Consider the following 20,778-nt stretch of genomic DNA (forward strand, 5'->3'; position numbering starts at 1 on the left):
AGCCGAGGAGCAGGCCGGCTAATTTGCCCGCTTAAGGATCAGGGGCGGAGTGGCCCCTATCGGTTTTCAAGCTTCTGTGCTAGGTCCGCGCATCTTTTGCAGCGCACAAAGTGACTGATGAAGCTCAGAAACATCGCGATTATCGCCCACGTCGACCATGGCAAGACCACGCTTGTCGATGAATTGCTCAAGCAATCCGGCGCGTTCCGCGAGGGCCAGCGCGTGGCTGAGCGCGCGATGGATTCGAACGACCTCGAGCGCGAGCGCGGCATCACCATCCTCGCCAAGTGCACGTCGGTCGTCTGGAAAGACACGCGTATCAACATCGTCGATACGCCGGGCCACGCCGACTTCGGCGGCGAGGTCGAGCGCATCCTCAACATGGTCGACGGCGTGGTCGTGCTGGTGGATGCCTCCGAAGGTCCGCTGCCGCAGACGAAATTCGTCGTCTCCAAGGCGCTGAAGCGCGGCATGCGTCCGATCGTCGTGGTCAACAAGATCGATCGTCCCGACGAGCGCCATCAAGACGTTCTGAACGAGATCTTCGATCTGTTCGCCAACCTCGACGCGACCGACGAGCAGCTCGACTTCCCGGTGCTGTACGGCTCGGGCCGCAACGGCTGGATGGCGCTGGACCCCGCGGGTCCGCAGGACAGCCTGGCGCCCATGTTCGACCTGGTGCTGGCGCACGTGCCGCCGCCGACCGTCGAGCCCGGCCCCGTCCGCATTCTGGCGACGACGTTGGAAGCCGACCCGTTCCTCGGGCGCATTCTCACCGGCCGCATCAGCTCCGGCGTGCTGAAACCGGGAATGCCGCTCAAGGCGCTCAATCGCGACGGCGACGTCGTCGAGAATTTCCGCGTGCAAAAGGTGCTGGCGTTCCGCGGTCTCGAGCGCACGCCGGTCGACCAGGCCGAAGCGGGCGAGATCGTTGCCATTGCCGGCATGAGCGATGCGACGGTCGCCGACACCCTGTGCGATCCGTCGGTCGAGGCGCCGCTGCCGGCACAGCCTGTCGATCCGCCGACCCTTTCGATGACCTTCCGCATCAACGATGGGCCGTTCGCCGGCCAGGAGGGCGACAAGGTGCAGAGCCGCGTCATCCTCGAGCGGCTGATGAAGGAGGCCGAGCGCAACATCGCGATCAAGGTCACGGTGTCCGACGACAAGGACGCCTTCGACGTCGCCGGCCGCGGTGAGCTGCAGCTCGGCATCTTGATCGAGAACATGCGCCGCGAAGGCTTTGAGCTCACGGTCTCGCGGCCGAAGGTCGTCTACAAGACGGACGCGGACGGCAACAAAATCGAGCCGATCGAGGAAGTCATCATCGACGTCGATGAGGGCTTCAGCGGCGTCGTGGTGCAGAAGCTGTCCGAGCGCAAGGGCGAGCTGCTCGAAATGCGGCCCTCGGGCGGGGGGCGCCAGCGCATGGTGTTCCACGTGCCGACGCGCGGCCTGCTCGGCTACCAAAGCGAACTCCTGTCCGACACGCGCGGCACGGCAGTTATGAACAAGTTGTTCCACGACTACGCGCCATTCAAAGGCGAGATCGCAGGGCGCCGTACCGGGGTGCTCATCTCGAACTCGGCCGGCGAAGCGGCGGCATATGCAATCTTCAATCTGCAAGATCGCGGACCATTCATGATCGGCGCGCAAACGCGCGTCTACGAGGGCATGATCGTCGGCGAGCACACGCGCGACAACGACCTCGAAGTCAATGTCGTCAAAGGCAAAAAGCTGACCAACGTACGTGCGTCGGGCAAGGACGAGAATGTGTTGCTGACGACACCGATGAAGCTCACGCTCGAAAAGGCGATGAGCTACATCACCGACGAGGAGCTCGTCGAAGTCACTCCGAAATCGATTCGTCTGCGCAAGCGCTGGCTCGATCCGAACGAGCGCAAGAGAATGGAACGCGCGCGCGATCGGGAAGTCGCGTAGCCAATTTCGCTTTGTGCGGCGCAAAACCGGCGTGTTATAGCGGTATGCGTGGCACTCAACGGAGGAGGAACTTCCATGAAAAAGTTCGCATGCATTGCACTCGCCTTGACGCTTTGTGGTGGCGCAGCACTTGCCGACTCCAAGCCCGCAGAGGACGAGGCCGGCAAGATCAAGCAGACGCTTTCGGACTGGGGCTGCGAGGGCGGCACCTTCGAGAAGGAGACTGAAGCGTCCGGCATGTTCGAGGCTGACGACGTAAAGTGCAAGGACGGCAATCAGTACGACGTCAAGCTCGACGGCAGCTTCAAGATCATCTCCATCACTCGCGACTAAATCGCGAAGCGCGCGGCATTCATCAAATGGCGCCGGCCGATACCATCGGCCGGCGTAATCGTTTCCGGACCGGCGTCGCGCCTGCTATTCAGGCCATCAGCGTGCAATGAGGCGATGCGGTGAGCGGCAAGCTTCCCCAATTCAAGGACACGACGAAGGTTGCGCCCATCACCTGGCCGGAAGGCGTGACGCCGCCGGCGGAATTCATTCGAGCCGTCGACTTCGCTCGCAATGACGAAGGCCATCTGTTCGTCACCGGCCGCGCGGGAACAGGTAAATCGACGCTGTTGCGCGCCTTGCGTGACCACATTGAGGACGAGTCGGTCGTGCTGGCGCCGACCGGGTTGGCGGCGGTCAACGTCGGCGGCCAGACGATCCATTCGTTCTTCGGATTCCCCCCGCGCCTCATTGGTCCCGACGATATCCGGCGCAGCCGCAACGGCCGAGTGATGCGCAAACTGAAGGTGATCATCATCGACGAGGTGTCGATGGTGCGTTCCGACCTGATGTGGGCGATCGACCAGTCGCTGCGCGTCAATCGCGGGCGCCCGCGCGAAGCGTTCGGCGGGGTGCGGCTGATCCTGTTCGGCGATCTCCACCAGCTACCGCCTGTCGTTCAGGGCGACGTCGCCGAGCACCTCGAAAGTGAGCACGGCGGGCCGTTCTTCTTTCAGGTGTCGTCGCTGAACGAGGGTGCGGGGGTTTCGCTGCTCGAGCTCGAGCAGGTGTTCCGCCAAAGCGACGAGACGTTCGTGCACGTGCTCAATCGCGTTCGCGACGGCGACGTGACGGAGGAAGACCTCGAGGCACTCAACGAGCGCACGCATCCGATCCGCACGTTGAGCGAAGGCGATCCCTACGTCATCCTGACGCCCACGAATGCAGCGGCGCAGCGCATCAACATGGCCTTCCTCGATGCGCTGCACACGGCCGAACATACCTATGAGGCCGGGATCACGGGCGAGTACTCGGACTCAGCGCATCCGACCGATGCCAGCCTCCTCCTCAAGGAGGGCGCCAAGGTGATCCTGCTGCGTAACGATCCCGACAAGCGCTGGGTGAACGGTACCATCGCCCGCATCGCGCGGCTGGAGGACAAGCGTGTCTGGATCGAGCTCGACGGCAAGACGCATGAGATCGAGCAGGTGTCGTGGGAGGCGCGGCGCTATGCCTACGATCAAACCGCTGAGAAGATCGTCGAGAACGTCACCGGCACGTTCCGTCAATTTCCCCTGCGATTGGCCTGGGCGCTCACAATTCACAAGTCGCAAGGGCTGACACTCGAAAAGGTCTATATCGATCTCGGGCGCGGGACGTTCGCCCACGGCCAGGCTTACGTTGCACTCTCCCGCTGCCGGTCGCTGGGAGGCTTGGCGCTCGCGCGGCCGCTGCGGCCGGCCGATATCCTGTTCGACCGCACCGCCATGGGCTACCGGGAAAAATTTCCCCGGCTACCGACTTAAATTTCGCTGACGCGAAACCGTTTGGCCGCGACCGCGTTGCTAACCATCAGAGCCCTCAACACAATATGCTCCGCTAGGCGGTTTGGTGCACCGCAGCATTATTTTGTTGCGCCGCACAAAAAATCGGATATGGTAGGGCCTCGGTAATGCTCTTCGGAGCCTATGCAACTGCCACCGGTTTTGCGCCGACTGTGCCCCAGCGGCCTTATGCGATTATGGAGAGAAGAATGAACGATCAATTCGCCCGCCAGGCGCAAGACATGTTCGCCGCTGCCAAAGAGGCGCGCATCCCCGAGAACGTGAAGGCTTTTGCCGAGGAGAGCGTCGCCAAGACGCGTGACGCCTACACCAAGATCAACGCCGCTACGCAGGACAGCGTGAAGGCCGTCGAGGAGATCGTTCTGGCCGCCCAGGCCGGCGCCAAGTCGTTCGGCGAGAAGTTCCTGCATGCCGCGACGCTGAACGCCGAGGCTGCTTTTGACGCCGCCGAGGCGATGGCCAAGGCCAAGACGCTCCCCGAGGTTGCCCGCGTGCAGGCCGACTACTTCAAGCAGCAGCTTGCCACCGCCTCCTCGCAAACCAAGGAATTCTTCGAGCTGTCGAGCAAAATCAGCCGTCAGACGCTCGAGAGCATGAATTCGGCCGCCAGCAAGAGCTTCGAGCAGTTCAAGAAGGTTGGCTAGGCCACTAGTCGACTAGGATAAGCGGCGGGTTGCGGCACCAAGGGGTCGCGGAGGATGCTCCGCGGCCCCTTTGCCGTAGCCTCCAGCCCTACTTTCAGCAAATCTGGTTCGCAGGATGCGGCGTCTGGCTTAGTCTAGGCCATAGTGGCGTTGCGAGTGGCGTTGAGAGCGTAAGTACAGTCATGCTGGGTGAGAGTTCACACTGCGAGATTCGGCCCGGCGTCCCTGCCGATGCCCGAGCCCTGAGCGAGATCTTCCGCGCCAGCTGGAGCGGCGCCTATCGCGGCATCATCCCGCATTTCCACCTCGACGGCATGATCGAGCGACGGACGCCGGATTGGTGGAGCACGACCATCAAGTCGGGTGGGCTGCTCGTGCTGCAAGTCGCGGGCGTAGTCGCGGGCTATGCCACGCTCGGCGCGGCTCGCGCCCAGGGTCCCTACGAGGGCGAGATCTACGAACTGTACCTGTTGCCGACGCACCAGGGCGTCGGCCTCGGCGAGCGGCTGTTCGAGGCATGCCGCTACCATCTCGACGGCCGTCAATTGCGCGGTCTCATCGTCTGGGCGCTGGCCGACAACGAGATGGCCGGCGATTTCTATCGCCGCCGCGGTGGGCGCCCGGTCGGTGCGACCTCCGAGCGCTTCGGACGCGCCAAGCTGAAAAAGATCGCCTTTGCATGGGACTGACCGCATAGCCCCCGACAGCCGGTGCGGCGGTGCAGCAGGGGGCCGGATGCCGGCTTAGCCTTCCTCATCGCCCCGGGTGTTGCTATATCGCGGCGCACTTCCTTCGATCGACTCGAGGTTCTCGAATGAAAGTCGCCGTCATGGGCGTTGCGGGGCGCATGGGCCAGGAGCTCGTGCGCGCGGCGCACGCGGCCGGCTGCGGCATCGTCGGCGGGGTGGAGCGAGAAGGGTCGCCGGTCATCGGCTCCGACATCGGCTTGGTCTCCGGCTTGCCGCCACTCGGGGTGCCGGTCACCTCTGACGCGATCGATGTCATCTCCCGCTGTGATGGCATTCTGGATTTCACCACCCCCAAGGCCACGGTCGAGTTCGCCGGTCTCGCTGCCAACGCCCGCGCCGTGCACGTCATCGGCACCACCGGATTGAGCGCGGAGGACGAGGCGCAGATCGCCGCCGCCGCCCGGCACGCGCCGATCATCAAGGCTGGCAACATGAGCCTCGGCGTGAACCTGCTGGTGGCGCTCGCCCGGCGCGTGGCCGAGGCGCTGGATGAGGATTTCGACATCGAGATCGTCGAGATGCATCACCGCGACAAGGTTGACGCCCCCTCGGGCACGGCGCTCATGCTGGGTGCGGCGGCCGCCGAGGGACGCGGCATCGATCTGGGCAAGCGCGCGGTGAGGGCTCGCGACGGGCACACCGGTCCCCGCCAACGCGGCGATATCGGCTTTGCCACCTTGCGCGGCGGCAGCGTGGTCGGCGACCACCGGGTGATCTTCGCGGGCGCCGGGGAGCGCGTGGAATTGGTCCACGTCGCCGGCGACCGCTCGATATTCGCGCGCGGGGCGGTGAAGGCTTTGCAGTGGGGCTACGGCAAGGCGCCGGGTCTCTATTCGATGTCCGACGTGCTGGGGCTGTGAACGTGGAAGTGCGTCCCGTAGTCGCGAACGATCAGCGCTCCCACACCCTGGTGCTCGTCCGCCATGGCGAGAGCGAGTGGAACCGGCGCAATCTATTCACCGGCTGGTGCAATCCCGACCTCACGGAGAAAGGCCTCATCGAGGCTCTCGTCGCCGCGCGCATGCTGCGCAGCCGCGGCATCGTGTTCGACGTCGCCTATTCCAGCCAGCTGAAGCGCGCGCAGCGCACGCTCGACATCATTCTGTCGGAGCTCGGCCAGGACAAGATCCCCATCCACTTCGACGAGGCGCTCAACGAGCGGCACTACGGCGATCTGTGCGGGCTCAACAAGGACGAGGCGCGCGAGCGTTGGGGCGAGGAGCAGGTCGAGATCTGGCGGCGCAGCTACGATATTCCACCGCCCGGCGGCGAAAGCCTCAAGGACACGGAAGAGCGCGTCATGCCCTACTACGACACCCACATTTGGCCCGACCTGCAGGCCGGCAAGAAGGTGCTGCTGGTGGCGCACGGCAACTCGCTGCGCGCGCTGATCATGAACCTCGAGGGATTGACCGGCGAGGAGATCCTGAGCCGCGAGCTCGCAACCGGTGCGCCGATCGTCTACCAGCTCGGATCGGACGGCCTGCCGACCGAGCGCAGCGACCTCTTGCCGGCGCGCAGCATCGACGCTCCGCCCGAAGACAAGATCGTTTGAGGTAGCTCGCGATGGCATTCAAGGATTTGGTCGAGGCGATCGACAGCGACAAGACGGGCCGCGACCGCTTGATAGCCGTCTATATCGGCGTTCTCGCCGTGTTGCTCGCGGTCTGCGGTGTCGGTGGCGGCAACGCCATGAAGGACGCCACCGCCCGCAACATCGAGGCGGCGAACATCTGGGCATTCTTCCAGGCCAAGAACATTCGCCGCCACGAGCTGCGGCTGCAAATCGCCGAGTTCGAGGTAATGCTCGCCAGCCGGCCGGACATGCCGCCGGCAGCGCGAACGCTCGTCGACGAGAAGCTGAAGAAGTATCGAGCCGACGAGGCGCGGCTGACTTCGGAGCCGGACACGGGCGAGGGTGTTGAAGAGCTGAAAGTCAGGGCGAAGTCGCTCGAGACGCAGCGCGACAGGGCAATGGTCAAGGATCCCTTTTTCGACTACGGCCAGGCACTGCTGCAGATCGCCATCGTCCTAGCTTCCGTCGCCATCATCACGGGCGGCACGGTGCTTCTCCTACTGAGTGGCCTGCTCGCCGGCTTGGGCACCCTGTCGACGCTCAACGGCTTCCTCCTGTTCTTTGCCGGATCGTTCTAGCGCCGGCACCCTTGCCGCAGCCGGACCGAGCGGCTAGCACTACCGCGCATTTCGTCCACCTCTCGCCAGGCCCTTCCGCGCATGACCACGTACAATCTGCTTCTGCTCCCCGGTGACGGCATCGGCGTCGAGACCATCGCCGAGGTCGAGCGCATCGTCGACTTCTTCAACAAAGCCGGGAAGGTCAAGTTCGCAACCGAGACGGACCTGGTCGGCGGAGCGGCTTATGACAAGCACGGCGTCGCCATCACCGACGCGGCGATGGACAAAGCGCAGAAGGCTGACGCGGTGATTTTCGGCGCCGTTGGCGGCCCCAAGTGGGATGGCGTACCCTACGCGGTGCGTCCCGAGGCGGGCCTGCTGCGCCTGCGCAAGGACTTGGGCCTTTTCGCCAACCTGCGGCCGGCGATCTGCTATCCGGCGCTCGCCGACGCCTCGTCACTGAAGCGCGAGCTGGTCGAGGGCCTCGACATCATGATCGTGCGTGAGCTGACCGGCGGCGTCTACTTCGGCGAGCCGAAGGAAATCGTCACGCTCGAGAGTGGCGAGAAGCGCGCCGTCGATACCCAGGTCTATACGACGTCGGAGATCGAGCGCATCGCCAAGGTCGCCTTCGACCTTGCGCGCAGGCGCGGCAACAAGGTGCACTCGGCCGAGAAGCGCAACGTGATGCGCACGGGCGTCCTGTGGAACGAGGTCGTCACGGCGACGCACAAGTCGTACGCGCCGGACGTCAAGCTCGAGCATATCCTCGCCGACAACTGCGCCATGCAGCTCGTCCGCAATCCGAAGCAGTTCGACGTGATCGTCACCGACAACTTGTTCGGCGACGTGTTGTCCGACGAGGCGGCGATGGCGACCGGCTCGCTCGGCATGCTGCCGTCTGCTTCGCTCGGCGCGCCGGACGCAAAGACCGGCAAGCGTAAGGCGCTCTACGAGCCCGTGCATGGCTCGGCGCCCGACATCGCCGGCAAGGGGCTCGCCAACCCGATCGCCACCATCGCCTCGTTCGGCATGGCGTTGCGCTACTCCTTCGACATGGGCGAGGAAGCCGATTTGCTCGACAAGGCGATTGCCAGCGTGCTCGCGGCCGGCCTCCGCACCGGCGACATCATGCAGCCGGGCATGAACAAGGTCGGCACCGCGGAGATGGGCTCCGCCATCCTCGAACAGCTGCGCAAACTGGCTGCCTGACGTCCGCCGCCCCTTCGAAAGCGGCGAACTCGAGTTCTGGGTCAATTTGGCTGGCGCAAATCCCTGACACTTTGAATGCCACAGGCGACTTCAGAGCCGGTCAGGATGTCATCCTCATTCTCAGCGCAGAGGGCCATCGCGGCGATGGCAAAGTCCGTGATGAAAGTGCGGTATTCTGTGGGCGAGAGCTTGCCGTCGTGATCGGAATCGTAAGCCGTCAATGTTTCATTGTTCGTTAGTTCTGGCAGTTCGACCGGGTCGAGATAGCCGTCGTGGCTGCGGTCACGCGCGGCAAAGGGCACTTGCTCCAATTTGTAGTCAGTTAGCTCATCCAGTGTGACCTTGCCGTCGCCATTTGCGTCAACTGCCGCAACGGCACCAGTAGATGCGAGCAGTGCAAAAATCATAAAGGGCAGAATCTTCCTCATCACCCCCTCCTGCCCGGGTCGGCGATCCTACCGGGCGCATCAATTGCTTGATCGGTCATTCCTACGGCACCGAGTGGCGTTTGCAAACTGACCCACTAGCTCGGACCCCTTGCAAGGTGGCACTACGGCGGTTAAGTGACAGCCGGGCGAGATGCGGCAAGCGCCGCAGCCTCTTGGGAAATCGGGTCTGACGATGGGTTATAAGGTCGCCGTAGTCGGCGCCACGGGCAACGTGGGCCGCGAAATGCTGAACGTGCTCGCCGAGCGCGAGTTTCCGGCCGACGAGGTCTACGCCATCGCCTCGCGCCGCTCGGTCGGGACCGAGGTGTCGTTCGGCGACCGCGAACTCAAATGCCATGACCTCGAGCAGTTCGACTTCTCCAAGGTGGACTTCTGCCTGATGTCGGCCGGCTCCGCCGTGTCCAAGGAGTGGTCGCCCAAGATCGGCGCCAAGGGCTGCATCGTCATCGACAACTCGTCGTACTGGCGCTACGACCAGGACGTGCCGCTGATCGTGCCGGAAGTGAACGCGGCGGCGGTCGCCGGCTATACCAAGAAGAACATCGTCGCCAACCCGAACTGCTCCACCGCGCAGCTCGTCGTGGTGCTGAAGCCGCTGCACGACGCAGCGAAAATCAAGCGCGTCGTCGTCTCGACCTACCAGTCCGTCTCCGGCGCCGGCAAGGAGGCCATGGACGAGCTGTGGCGCCAGACCAAGGGCATCTACGTGCCCGGCCAGGGCGTCGAGCCGAGCAAGTTCCCCAAGCAGATCGCTTTCAACTGCATTCCTCAAATCGACGTCTTCATGGAGGACGGCTACACGAAGGAGGAATGGAAGATGATGGTCGAGACGAAGAAGATCCTCGATCCAGCCATCAAGCTGACGGCGACCTGCGTGCGCGTGCCGGTGTTCGTCGGCCACTCGGAGGCGGTGACGATCGAGTTCGAGAAGGCCATTAGCCCCGAGGAGGCACGCGCCATCCTGCGCGAGTCTCCTGGCATCATGGTCGTCGACAAGCGCGAGCCAGGCGGCTACGTGACGCCGGTCGAGGCAGCGGGCGAGTACGCCACCTACGTGTCGCGCATCCGCGAGGATGCGACCGTGGAGAACGGATTGTCGCTGTGGGTGGTGTCCGACAACCTCTTGAAGGGCGCGGCGCTCAACACGGTGCAGATCGCCGAGACGCTCATCAATCGCAAGCTGATGCCGAACGCCGCCTGACGCGCGGCGACGGCTGGTCTAATCAGCCTTGCCGGCGCCGTTTGCCTGCAACTTGCCGAGCGCTTTCACGATCTGATTGAGATCCTGCAGGAAGCGCTCGCGCTGCGCTCCGGGCAGCACGCCAAGGATCCGGTCGTCGACGCGCCGCGCGAGAGGATCGGCCGCTTTGAGCACCTTCCAGCCCTCGTCGGTGAGCTTCACCGAATAGGCGCGCGCGTCCTCTTTGGTGCGCCGGCGCTGCAGGAGTCCCTTTTTCAGCATGCGCCGCACGATGTCGGCGAGAGTCGAGCGGTCGACGCCGGTCTTCTCTACGAGAAGCGTCTGGCTGACGCCCTCGTTCAGTGAAACCGCGACGAGCACCGCGTACTGTCGCGGCGTCAGATCGCCGGCGACCATTTCACCCTGGAAGATATCGCTGGCGCACTGGCCGGCCCGATGCAGCAAATGAATCGGGGATCGCTCCAGTTTTCCGCCGGCCATATCGCGTCCCCTGTGACGTGTCATGATTGCAGTCAAAGGAGGGGCATGTGCGAAGCATCGACCTGTGCGACGCTCCGGTTCCCCCGCCCACCTTCGCCTATGTGGAATAGGTTGCGCTTCGATTTGGAGAAAATACCAGTTTTCAGCGTTCGTCCAGAACAAAAGGACGGCGCTCAGCGGCGGTGCGCAAGAATATTGGGGGATATACTTCGACGGCAGACAGTCTGCACAAAGACGATAGTTCTGCCTCGCAGGACTTAGTCTGCGGGTATCTCGTGTGCTTTCAGCAAACCTATTTGCGACAACGCGAAAACCATCGTTAGCGGCATGATGGCAAAGACCTTGAAGCTGACCCAAGTATCTGTCGACACCGTGCGCCAGACCACCTCGTTGAGCACAGCCAGGAATGTAAAGAAGCACGCCCAGCGGAGCGTCAATTTGCGCCAGCCGTCCTCGTTCAGGCGAAAGACTTCGCCAAACACGACCTTCAACAGCGAGTGACCGGCGAACAGTCCGCCAAAAAGCGCGGCGGCGAACAAGGCATTCACGATCGTCGGCTTGATCTTGATGAAGTGGTCATCCTGCAGCCAAAGGGTCAGGCCACCGAATACGACGACACAGGCTCCGGAGATGAGCGGCATCACCGGGATACGGCCGAACATGAAGCGCGAGGCGATCAGCGACACGATCGTTGCGACCATGAAGACGCCGGTACCCCAGAAGATCCCGGCGCGCGCGTTGACGATGAAGAAGACGACCAGCGGGCCGATTTCGACAGCGAGCTTTAGGAGTTGCGCTTGCGTTGCCGACGCAGTTTCAGGCTTGTTGGTTGCTTCGTCGGCCATAGTTCCCATCCCAATTTGTCGGCGTCGCGATGTGCTTATCCGTGATTGATTTCACGGATGTCCGATTTTGCGGGCCCGCTGCGCTCACCGGCGCTTACTGGCACCCTTCCCGATCCATTGGCGGCGCCGATCTGTGGACGCTGACCGTTCGAGGCCGTGCTCGTGCCAGCAGGCGTGCTGGGCTCGGGGATTCGGTACCGCTGCATCAGGCGCGTCAGGTAATACGCGTAAAGGCCCGACAGCGGCATGATCAGCGCGACCTTGAAGGCGATCCAGATCCCCACCCCGTCCATCTGGAGCCCGAGGATGTCATAGACTCGCTCGTCCTTGAAGCCTAGGCGCACCGCCTCGTTGGCGAACGCCGTAAAGACGAAGAACCAAGCGAAGTTCCAAGTGAACTTGTCCCAACCCTCCTCGGTGTAGTGGAAGGTCTTCTCGAACACGTACTTGAAGAAGTTGCGCTTGAAATAGAGGCCGCCGAACAGGAATGCGGCGAACATCGCGTTGAAGATGGTGACCTTGATCTGAACCCACATCGGATCGTGGGTGATGATTGTGAGGCCGCCGAACACGACGGTGACGGTCGACGCAATCAACGGGAAGATCGGCAGGCGTCGCAGCACCAACAGCATGGCGACAATGGCGACAACCGTGGAAATGATAAGCGCCCACGTGCCGGCCGCGATACCGTACATGGCGTTGACGATGAACATCAGCACCAGCGGACCGAACTCGCTGAGGATGTTCACGGCCTGCTCGGCGTTGAAGGGCATCAATCGCTTCAGGGCGCTCATGTGCCGGGGGTCGTCCTTCTCGCTTCGGTTGCGTCTAGCAGCGTGTTTAAGTGTCCCGCGTCACCGCGGCTAGCTCCCTGCGATCGCCTGGGCGAATTCGCCGGCGTCGAAAGGCTGTAGATCGTCGATGCTTTCCCCCACACCGATGGCGTGGACGGGTATGGCGTGCTTGGCGGATATGGCAACGAGGATGCCACCGCGGGCGGTGCCGTCGAGCTTGGTCATCACCAAGCCGGTGACACCCGCCCGCTGGCGAAATACCTCGACTTGCGAAAGCGCGTTCTGCCCGGTGGTCGCGTCGAGGACGAGCAGGACGTCGTGTGGGGCGCTTGGATCGACTTTACGAAGGACGCGGACGATTTTCGCCAGTTCCTCCATTAGCCCTTCCTTGTTCTGCAGGCGCCCGGCGGTGTCGACGAGCAGCACGTCGGCGCCGTCATCGCGGGCCCGGGTGAGCGCGTCGTAGACGAGACCCGCCGCATCGGCGCCGACGGCGCCGGAGACGACGCTCGCGCCCGTGCGCTTGCCCCAGATGCCGAGCTGATCGATCGCGGCGGCGCGGAACGTGTCGGCGGCCGCGAGCATCACTTTCTTGCCTTGGCCGCGGAACTGAGCAGCGAGTTTGCCGACGGTCGTCGTCTTGCCGGTGCCGTTCACGCCGACCATGAGTATGACGTGCGGCTTGTGCGTGCCGTCGACGACGAGAGGCCTGGCAACGGGTGCGAGAGCGCGCTCGACCTCGGCCTTCAAGACCGCGCGCACGTCGTCGGCGCTGATGTCCTTCTCGAAGCGGCCCTTGCGAAGGGCAGTGATGATGTTCTCCGCGGTGTCGACGCCGAGGTCGGCTTCGATCAGCACGTCCTCGAGATCATCGAGGGTGGCCGCTTCGAGCTTTTTCTTCGTGAAGATGCCGGTGATGCCGTCGGACAGTTTCGTCGACGTCTTGCCGAGGCCCTGTTTGAGGCGGCTGAACCATCCGGCCTTCGCGGACGCTTGCGGTTCCGCCCCGGCGGACGGCGCCGAGTCCGGCCCGGGTTCATCGGCGCGCTTGCCGCCCCAAAGCCGTCCCAATGCGCCCTGCGTCTTGCTGCTCACGCCAGGACCTCACCGGAGAGACGCTGACCATCGTGACCGGTGACGCGCGCGCGCAGCATCGAACCGGCGGCGATCGCGGGCGGCAGTCGCATTTCGGCGAACTGGCGCGTGCGGCCGACGCCGCCCCGCTCGGCGAGAAGCTCAACCTCCGCGCCGCTGTGCGCGTCCAGAAAGCGCGCGAGTGCGCCGGTGCCTTTGGTGCGCAAGCGCCCTGCGCGCTCCTTGGCGACCTTGCGCGGGACCTGCGGCATGCGGGCCGCGGGCGTGCCAGGGCGCGCCGAGAAGGGAAATACGTGCAGATATGTGAGATCGCATTCGTCGACGATGCTGAGCGAATTCTCGAACATCCTGTCGGTCTCGGTCGGGAAACCGGCGATAAAGTCGGCGCCGAAGACGGTATCGGGCCGCATGCGGCGAACGTCGCGGCAGAATTGAACCGCGTCGGCGCGGCTGTGCCGCCGCTTCATGCGCTTGAGGATCATGTCGTCGCCTGCCTGCATCGACAGATGCATATGAGGCATCAGGCGTTCCTCTTCGGCGATGGCACGCAGCAGGTGCGTATCGGCCTCGACCTGATCGATCGAGGAAAGGCGCAGGCGCTCGAGCTCCGGCACGAGCTTGAGGATCTGGCGCACGAGATATCCAAGCGAGGCATCACCAGGCAGGTCGCCGCCGTACGAGGTGATGTCGACGCCGGTCAGCACCACCTCGCGGCAACCGCGCTCGACGAGGCGGCGGATGTGCGCCACGACCTCGCCGGCCGGCACGGAGCGCGAAGGTCCGCGGCCGTAGGGGATGATGCAGAAGGTGCAGCGGTGATCGCAACCGTTCTGGATCTGCACGTAGGCACGCGTGCGCGTCCCATAGCCGTCAATCAGATGCCCGGCTGTCTCGCGCACGCTCGTGATGTCGTCGACCTGCACGCGCTCCGAGCCGACGGTCGAAAGTCTGGCGAACGTTTCGGGCTTCAGCTTCTCGGCATTGCCGACGACGTGATCGACCTCGTGCATCGCCGCGAAGCGCTCAGGCTCGATCTGCGCGGCGCAGCCGGTGACGATGATGCGCGAAGAGGGATGCGCGCGGCGGAGCTTGCGGATCGTCTGGGTTGCCTGCCGCACCGCCTCGCTCGTCACGGCGCAGGTGTTGACGATGACGGCGTCATCGAGCCAGGCCTCGAGCGCGTTCCGGCGTATCACGTCGGACTCATAGCCGTTGAGCCGGCAGCCGAGCGTTATGATGATGGGGTCGGCCATTATCGCTCAGCAAGCCTCGGGAGCCTCGGATACGCGCGACGATAGCCGATCCGCGCGAGGAGAGCGTGGTGCCAACGGGCTGTCCGGCCGGTTAATTCTCGTGCGGTCATAAAGGACAACTTTGTCGTTCGCTAGACGGGGGCGCGCGACAGAGTATCCGGCGCCAGCGTGCCTTCAAACTCGAGCTCGGCCGGACCGGACATCAGGATGTGATCATTTTCGGCCCATTCGATGAATAACGGCCCGCCGGGGAGCTCTACGGTTACTTTTCGGTCGGTCAGCCCCTTGCGCGCTGCAGCCACGGCGGCGGCGCAGGCGGCCGTGCCGCAGGCCTTTGTGAGCCCGGCGCCACGCTCCCACGTGCGGAGCTTCAGGCTGTTGCGTGATGTGACTTGCGCGAGCGAGATATTCGCCCGTTCGGGAAAAATCGGGTGGTTCTCCAGCAGCGGGCCGAAGCGTCCGAGGTCATGCGCGTTAACGTCGTTGACCCAGAAAATGGCGTGCGGATTGCCGACGTTGACCGCCGATGGGGTGTGCAGAACGGGCGCGTCGATGGGACCGATCTGCAGCTCGATGCCGGTCGTGTCCTCGAACGGCTCGGCAAGTGGGATCGCTTCCCAGTTGAAGCGCGGTCGGCCCATGTCGATCGTGATGCGGTTGGCTCCGTCGACCTTGGCCTTCAGCAGGCCGGCGTTCGTTTCGACGCTGACCTCCGAGCGCCCGGTCTCTTCCGCGGCGAGGAGCGCGATACAGCGCGTGGCATTGCCGCAGGCGCTCACCTCCGAGCCATCCGCATTGAATATGCGCATGAACACGTCGGCCTTCTGTGACGACTCCATGACAATGACTTGATCGCATCCGATTCCGCGATTGCGATCGCCGAGTCGCTGCGCATCCTCTGGCGCGATCGACAGCGGTCGGGTGCGCGCGTCGAGCACGACGAAATCGTTGCCGAGGCCGTTCATCTTTCGAAAGGGGATGCTGGCGGCGTCCGTCATGCGACCATATATGGCCCGGGGCCTCAAAAAGACAATCGAACGGAGAAACAGCGGATGACGAGCAACGCCCTAAGGAGCTTCGTGTTTTTGATCATCGTCGGCTTCTGTACCGCGGCGCAGCCGGCATTGGCCGTCATCACCGACGCGCCTGCTCCAGCGAAGCCCAGCAAAATCAAGGTCGAAACCTTCGCCTCTGGGCTCGAGCACCCCTGGGGCATGCAGTTTCTCCCCGACGGCCGTCTGTTGGTAACCGAGCGGCCCGGCCGCATGCGCATCGTCACCAAGGATGGCAGGCTGTCTCCGCCGCTTGCGGGCGTTCCCGAGGTTGCGGCGGAAGGTCAGGGTGGCCTGCTCGACGTTCTGTTGGCTCCCGACTTCGCCAAGAGCCATATCATCTATTTCTCGTACGGCGAGCCGCGCGACGAGGGCAAGAACGGCACGACCGTGGCGCGCGCCAAACTCGTGTTCGACGGCGACGGCGGCAAGCTCGAGGACGTCAAGGTGATCTTTCGGCAAGAGCCTGCCGCGAAGAGCGCCCATCACTTCGGCTCGCGCCTCGTCTGGGCGAAGGACGGCACGCTGTTCGTGACGACAGGCGAGCGCAACGTCCTGCGCGATCAATCGCAAAATCCGGCAAACGACATCGGCAAGGTTATCCGCATCAACGCCGATGGGACGATTCCTTCGGACAATCCGAAGCTCGAAGGCTGGGCGCCCGAGGTTTGGTCGATCGGCCACCGCAATATGCAGGGCGCGGCGTTACGGCCTGAGACCGGAACGCTCTACGTCGTGGAGCACGGCGCGCAGGGCGGCGACGAGCTGAACCATCCCGAGGCCGGAAAGAACTACGGTTGGCCGGTCATCACCTACGGCATCGACTATTCGGGCGAGAAGATCGGCGAAGGCAGCGAAAAGGCAGGCATGGAGCCGGCGGTCTACTATTGGGTGCCGTCGATCGCCACGTCCGGCCTCGCATTCTATGACGGCGATCTGTTTCCTGACTGGAAGGGTAACGCCTTCGTTGGCGGGCTCGCCGGCACGCAAGTGCAGCGACTCGTGCTCGAAGGCGACGAGGTCGTTGCTGCCGAGACGCTGCTCGATGATCAGGGTAAGCGCATCCGCGATGTCAGGCAGGGCCCCGATGGCGCGCTATGGCTGCTAACCGACGACTCGGGCGAGGTGTTGCGCGTCACGCCGGAACAGTGAACTAGGCCGGCGCGTCAGTTATTCGACGGCGTGGTCGAGTTGTCGCCGCTGAAGCCCTGCTGCAGACCGCGTGCGCGGTCGAGGCCGCGAGCATTCGTGAAATTGGCCCCCTCGAGCACGGCGCCGGTGAAGTCGGCGCCTGCCAGATCCGCACCGGTGAAATCCGCGCCTTTGACGTTGGCGTGGGCAAGATTTGCTCCGCGCAGATCGGCGCGCGTGAACTTGGCATACTTGGCGACGCTGCGGCTCAGGTTCGCATCGCGCAGGATCGCAGCGGAAAAATCACTGCCGGTGAGCTCCGCGCGGCCTGTAATCAGTTCTTCGCTGCGCGGGTCCTTCGGCCCGAAGCGTGCGCCGGTGAGATCGGCGCCCCGGAAGTTCACGAGGTCGAACCGTCCGCTCAGGTGCGAACCCGCAAGACGCGCGCCAGCGAACGTCGGCACCTCGCTGCTCGCGGCCTCGAGCGACGAGAAGATGTTTGGCCGCAGAATCGTCGCCTGAGCCAGGTTGGCATCGGCGAAGTTGGTCTTCGTGATGGTGACGCGGTCGAGCACGGCGCCGGCCAAGTTGGCTTTGGCTAGATTGGCGCCGGCGAGATCCGAGCCGAACAGCGTCGCTCGCGCGAGATTGGCACCCTTGAAATCGACGCCCGCGAGGTCGAGCCGGCGCAAGTCCTTGCCCGATAGGTCCGGCGCCGAGCCGGGCGCGGCCTTGAACAGCGCGCTCACCACCTCGCGCGTCGTCAGATCGGCGGCCCACCCGGGAGAGTCGGCAGCGAGCAGCGGCAGCGCCACGAGAACCGCGAGCCCCGTCTGCCGGCAGCCTAATCCGTTGCGCCTGCGCATTGTCTGGCCTCCATCAATGCCGAACCATCGCCTGCACTCGAGCCTTTGACAATGTCGCTGCCACTGCACCGGTAAGCAGTCCGTGACAAACGGCTGCCCGATTTTTCGGAACCCTGGCGGAATGCTGCGACTTGAGGATAATCGCCGGGGCTAGCCCCGGCCCATCCAATGAGCGCTGCCATGACCGACACAGCCTACGCCCCGCTTTCCCGCCCGAGCCGCCGGCTCCTGCTGCTGTCCTTCGTCGCGCCGCGACCCTGCCACTGCGGGGGCTGCATTTGCCTCACCCCGCCGGAGCGCCGCGCCCTGCGCCGGGTTTACCGGATCGCCCGCAAATGGCGTCGCCAGCAGCGCCGCCGGGTCAGGGCCATAGCCCGGGCGCGCGCCGCAGCCCGTGCCTAAGCCGGTTCAGGGCCCCCGGATTGCCCAAGGTTGACACGTCCTAGCCCCTACGGGCATTGTCCGCCCCAATCACGACGGCCCTGACTTCAGAGCCGCCGCCCTGCCCGCGCCTTAGGCGTCGAGGCCGGGAGGTCAACACCCGCCAGCGCGTTGCGCCCGCGGGTGCGATTTTCGTTTGCGCCTGTGGATCTCCCGCAGCGCCGGTGAAGGAAGAGCATGTTCCAATCGCTGTCAGATCGCCTGTCCGGCATTCTCGACAAGCTGACGCGTCGCGGCGCGCTCACCGAGAGCGATGTCGGCGAGGCGATGCGCGAAGTGCGCCGCGCCCTGCTCGAGGCCGACGTGGCGCTCGATGTCGTGCGCGACTTCATCGACAAGGTGAAGGCCAAGGCGATCGGCCAGGAAGTGCTGCGCTCGATCACTCCCGGCCAGATGGTCATCAAGATCGTCAACGACGAGCTTGTCGCCATGCTCGGCTCCGAGGGGTCGACGATCGACCTCCACGCCACGCCGCCGGTGGCCATCATGATGGTCGGCCTGCAGGGCTCTGGCAAGACGACGACGACGGCTAAGATCGCCAAGCGGCTCACCGACCGCGACAAGAAGAAAGTGCTGATGGCATCGCTCGACGTGCGCCGTCCGGCGGCGCAGGAGCAGCTCCGCGTGCTCGGCGAGCAGACGAGTGTCGACACGCTGCCGATCGTCGCCGGGCAGACGCCGCAGCAGATCGCCAAGCGCGCCGTCGATGCCGCCAGGCTCGGCGGCTACGACGTGGTGCTGCTCGACACCGCCGGCCGCATCCATATCGACGAAGAGCTGATGCGCGAATCCGTCGAGGTGCGCGACATCGCGCGCCCGCACGAGACGTTGCTCGTCGCCGACAGCTTGACCGGCCAGGACGCGGTCAACGTCGCCAAGGCGTTCGACGAACGCATCGGAATCACCGGTATCGTGCTGACGCGCGCCGACGGCGATGCACGCGGCGGCGCCGCGCTGTCGATGCGCGCCGTCACCGGCAAGCCAATCAAGCTGCTCGGCGTCGGCGAGAAGTGGGACGCCCTGGAGGACTTCCATCCGGCCCGGGTCGCCTCGCGCATCCTCGGCATGGGCGACGTCGTCACGCTCGTCGAGAAGGCGGCGCAGACCATCGACGCCGAGAAGGCGACGAAGATCGCCGAGAAGATGAAGAAGGGCATCTTCGATCTCGACGACATGGCCGAGCAGCTCAAACAGATGCAGCGCATCGGCGGCATGTCGGGCGTGCTCGGCATGATGCCCGGTATGGGCAAGATCAAAGCGCAGATCGCCGACGCGAACCTCGACGACGGCATCCTCAAGCGTCAGCACGCGATCATCACGTCGATGACGCCGCAGGAGCGCCGCAACCCGAAGGTGCTCGACGCGCGCCGCAAGCGGCGCATCGCGGCAGGTTCCGGCACCAAGGTCGAGGACGTCAACAAGCTCGTCAAAATGCACCGGCAGATGGCGGACATGATGAAGAGCCTCGGCCGCAACAAAGGCATGCTCAATCGCCTCGTCGGCGGTCCCGGCCGCGGTGCCGCGCCGAGCGAAGCCGAGATGGCAGCGATGCAGGACGAGCTCGCCAGGCTCGATCCGAAAGCGCTCGAGCAACTGCCGCAAGATTTGAAAGACGCGCTGCCCAAGGGGCCGCCGGGCAAAGGCATGCCCGGTTTTCCCGGAGGCATGCTGACGAGGCTCCCCGGCCTCGGCTCCGGCCTTCCTGGCCTGGGCGGCGCCGGCCTACCGAAATTCCCCGGCTTGCCGGGAAAGAAGAAGTGAATCTTGATAACAACTGACTGAAGGAATGAAGCAATGTCCGTGAAGATCCGCCTGTCGCGCGGCGGCGCCAAGAAGCGCCCCTACTACTACGTCGTCGTCGCCAACACGGCCTCGCCCCGCGACGGCCGCTACATCGAGCAGATCGGTACCTTCAACCCGATGCTCAAGAAGGACGACGAGACGCGCGTGAAGCTCGAGCTCGAGCGCTGCAAGTACTGGCTCTCGGTCGGCGCCCAGCCGACGGACCGCGTCGCCCGCCTGCTCGACGCCGCCGGGCTGATGAAGCGCACGGCCTCGAACAACCCCGAGAAGTCGAAGCCGAAGAAGAAGCGCCTGGAGCGCGAGGCGGCGCAGGCCGAGAAGGCGAAGAAGGCTGCCGAGGCCGCCGCTGCTGCCGCCGCCGAGCCCGCCGCCGAGTAAGGCCGCAATCGGCGCGTGCCGCTAACCCGGCGTTCAATCCTGCCGTGTCAAATTCTCCTCGCGCGGGGCATCGGCCTCGCCGAGGGGGACCGACATGCTCGAGGACGGTATCTACGGGTTGCGTTTTGCGGCATCGCACGACGGCGAGCCGGCTGACGGCAGCGGGCTCGCGGTTCTGCGCGATGGCAAGGTGCTGGGCTCCGACCCGCTGGGGGCGGTGTTCACCGGCACCTACGAGTTCGACGCGGCGCGCCAGCTCAATAGGGTGCGCCTGCGCCTCGACGTGCCACCCGACGGCGTGCTCGTCACCGGTTTTTCCGCCGGGGCAACGGGCGCCACGTTGGACATCGCCGGCGCGTTCTCCGGATCGGCGGCCGACACGACGGCCTTCATCCAGATTGCCGGCGCGCCGGTCGGGGTGCAGATCAGGTATCTTGGACCGCTGCCAAACTGACTTGGCGATCAACGGCTGG

22 protein-coding genes are annotated in these 20,778 nt (G+C 64.5%); 14 read left to right on the forward strand and 8 right to left on the reverse strand.

Features of this window, described 5'->3' with window-relative positions; translation table 11 throughout:
• The first annotated feature begins 117 nt into the window (after window positions 1-117).
• From typA to leuB, 9 genes are all read left to right on the forward strand, one after another.
• Window positions 118-1,941: a translational GTPase TypA gene (gene typA, locus GIW81_RS11635; protein ID WP_154739338.1), complete on the forward strand. Its 1,824-nt coding sequence runs from the start codon at window positions 118-120 to the stop codon at window positions 1,939-1,941.
• Window positions 1,942-2,016: 75 nt separating this feature from the next.
• Complete coding sequence (locus tag GIW81_RS11640; protein ID WP_154739339.1) at window positions 2,017-2,274, forward strand: PepSY domain-containing protein; 258 nt, start codon at window positions 2,017-2,019, stop codon at window positions 2,272-2,274.
• A 119-nt stretch (window positions 2,275-2,393) separates the two neighbouring features.
• Window positions 2,394-3,737: an ATP-dependent DNA helicase gene (locus GIW81_RS19375; RefSeq protein ID WP_324614987.1), complete on the forward strand. Its 1,344-nt coding sequence runs from the start codon at window positions 2,394-2,396 to the stop codon at window positions 3,735-3,737.
• 227 nt (window positions 3,738-3,964) lie between these two features.
• Window positions 3,965-4,420 carry a phasin family protein gene (locus GIW81_RS11650; protein ID WP_154739340.1) on the forward strand — a complete coding sequence of 152 codons (456 nt, stop codon included), beginning with the start codon at window positions 3,965-3,967 and terminating at the stop codon, window positions 4,418-4,420.
• Between the two features lie 182 nt (window positions 4,421-4,602).
• Window positions 4,603-5,109, forward strand: a complete 507-nt coding sequence (locus GIW81_RS11655) for a GNAT family N-acetyltransferase (RefSeq protein ID WP_154739341.1) — start codon at window positions 4,603-4,605, stop codon at window positions 5,107-5,109.
• 125 nt (window positions 5,110-5,234) lie between these two features.
• Entirely contained in the window at window positions 5,235-6,029 is a 795-nt protein-coding gene (gene dapB / locus GIW81_RS11660; protein WP_154739342.1) for a 4-hydroxy-tetrahydrodipicolinate reductase, read from the forward strand.
• 8 nt (window positions 6,030-6,037) lie between these two features.
• Window positions 6,038-6,724, forward strand: coding sequence for a 2,3-bisphosphoglycerate-dependent phosphoglycerate mutase (locus GIW81_RS11665; RefSeq protein WP_324615019.1), 687 nt, complete (start codon window positions 6,038-6,040; stop codon window positions 6,722-6,724).
• 11 nt (window positions 6,725-6,735) lie between these two features.
• Window positions 6,736-7,323: a DUF4337 domain-containing protein gene (locus GIW81_RS11670; RefSeq protein ID WP_154739343.1), complete on the forward strand. Its 588-nt coding sequence runs from the start codon at window positions 6,736-6,738 to the stop codon at window positions 7,321-7,323.
• An 81-nt stretch (window positions 7,324-7,404) separates the two neighbouring features.
• The gene (gene leuB, locus GIW81_RS11675) at window positions 7,405-8,517 is read left to right on the forward strand and encodes a 3-isopropylmalate dehydrogenase (protein WP_154739344.1); all 1,113 of its coding nucleotides are present in this window, start codon (window positions 7,405-7,407) and stop codon (window positions 8,515-8,517) included.
• A 41-nt stretch (window positions 8,518-8,558) separates the two neighbouring features.
• On the opposite strand, the gene GIW81_RS11680 is transcribed toward leuB, so the two are convergent.
• Window positions 8,559-8,945 (reverse strand): EF-hand domain-containing protein, encoded by a 387-nt coding sequence (locus GIW81_RS11680; protein ID WP_154739345.1) that lies wholly within the window; start codon window positions 8,943-8,945, stop codon window positions 8,559-8,561.
• Window positions 8,946-9,138: 193 nt separating this feature from the next.
• Here GIW81_RS11680 and GIW81_RS11685 point away from each other — a divergent pair, with 193 nt between their 5' ends.
• Window positions 9,139-10,167 (forward strand): aspartate-semialdehyde dehydrogenase, encoded by a 1,029-nt coding sequence (locus GIW81_RS11685; RefSeq protein ID WP_154739346.1) that lies wholly within the window; start codon window positions 9,139-9,141, stop codon window positions 10,165-10,167.
• Window positions 10,168-10,185: 18 nt separating this feature from the next.
• Here GIW81_RS11685 and GIW81_RS11690 read toward each other — a convergent pair whose 3' ends face one another.
• From GIW81_RS11690 to dapF, 6 genes are all read right to left on the reverse strand, one after another.
• Window positions 10,186-10,647, reverse strand: a complete 462-nt coding sequence (locus GIW81_RS11690; protein ID WP_229309150.1) for a MarR family winged helix-turn-helix transcriptional regulator — start codon at window positions 10,645-10,647, stop codon at window positions 10,186-10,188.
• A gap of 257 nt (window positions 10,648-10,904) precedes the next feature.
• The gene (locus GIW81_RS11695) at window positions 10,905-11,492 is read right to left on the reverse strand and encodes a septation protein A (protein WP_154739348.1); all 588 of its coding nucleotides are present in this window, start codon (window positions 11,490-11,492) and stop codon (window positions 10,905-10,907) included.
• A 35-nt stretch (window positions 11,493-11,527) separates the two neighbouring features.
• The gene (locus tag GIW81_RS11700) at window positions 11,528-12,286 is read right to left on the reverse strand and encodes an inner membrane-spanning protein YciB (protein WP_154739349.1); all 759 of its coding nucleotides are present in this window, start codon (window positions 12,284-12,286) and stop codon (window positions 11,528-11,530) included.
• A 69-nt stretch (window positions 12,287-12,355) separates the two neighbouring features.
• On the reverse strand, window positions 12,356-13,381 hold the full coding sequence (gene ftsY, locus GIW81_RS11705) for a signal recognition particle-docking protein FtsY (protein WP_324614988.1): 1,026 nt from the start codon (window positions 13,379-13,381) through the stop codon (window positions 12,356-12,358).
• A complete protein-coding gene (gene mtaB, locus GIW81_RS11710; RefSeq protein WP_154739350.1) occupies window positions 13,378-14,634 on the reverse strand; it encodes a tRNA (N(6)-L-threonylcarbamoyladenosine(37)-C(2))-methylthiotransferase MtaB in 1,257 nt (418 codons plus the stop codon). The genes ftsY and mtaB overlap by 4 nt, the downstream gene beginning before the upstream one ends.
• Window positions 14,635-14,765: 131 nt before the next feature.
• A complete protein-coding gene (gene dapF / locus GIW81_RS11715) occupies window positions 14,766-15,632 on the reverse strand; it encodes a diaminopimelate epimerase (protein WP_154739351.1) in 867 nt (288 codons plus the stop codon).
• Window positions 15,633-15,686: 54 nt separating this feature from the next.
• On the opposite strand from dapF, the gene GIW81_RS11720 reads away from it, so the two are divergent.
• Window positions 15,687-16,838, forward strand: a complete 1,152-nt coding sequence (locus GIW81_RS11720; protein WP_154739352.1) for a PQQ-dependent sugar dehydrogenase — start codon at window positions 15,687-15,689, stop codon at window positions 16,836-16,838.
• 14 nt (window positions 16,839-16,852) lie between these two features.
• Here the strand turns inward: GIW81_RS11720 and GIW81_RS11725 are convergent, their stop codons facing one another.
• Window positions 16,853-17,683, reverse strand: a complete 831-nt coding sequence (locus GIW81_RS11725; protein WP_154739353.1) for a pentapeptide repeat-containing protein — start codon at window positions 17,681-17,683, stop codon at window positions 16,853-16,855.
• A gap of 618 nt (window positions 17,684-18,301) precedes the next feature.
• Here GIW81_RS11725 and ffh point away from each other — a divergent pair.
• From ffh to GIW81_RS11740, 3 genes are all read left to right on the forward strand, one after another.
• The gene (gene ffh / locus GIW81_RS11730; RefSeq protein ID WP_154739354.1) at window positions 18,302-19,885 is read left to right on the forward strand and encodes a signal recognition particle protein; all 1,584 of its coding nucleotides are present in this window, start codon (window positions 18,302-18,304) and stop codon (window positions 19,883-19,885) included.
• A 33-nt stretch (window positions 19,886-19,918) separates the two neighbouring features.
• Window positions 19,919-20,305, forward strand: a complete 387-nt coding sequence (gene rpsP, locus GIW81_RS11735; protein ID WP_154739355.1) for a 30S ribosomal protein S16 — start codon at window positions 19,919-19,921, stop codon at window positions 20,303-20,305.
• Window positions 20,306-20,399: 94 nt separating this feature from the next.
• Complete coding sequence (locus tag GIW81_RS11740; protein ID WP_154739356.1) at window positions 20,400-20,759, forward strand: hypothetical protein; 360 nt, start codon at window positions 20,400-20,402, stop codon at window positions 20,757-20,759.
• Window positions 20,760-20,778: the final 19 nt, after the last annotated feature.

Origin of the sequence: Hyphomicrobium album, assembly GCF_009708035.1 — a bacterium.
GTDB lineage: Bacteria > Pseudomonadota > Alphaproteobacteria > Rhizobiales > Hyphomicrobiaceae > Hyphomicrobium_A > Hyphomicrobium_A album.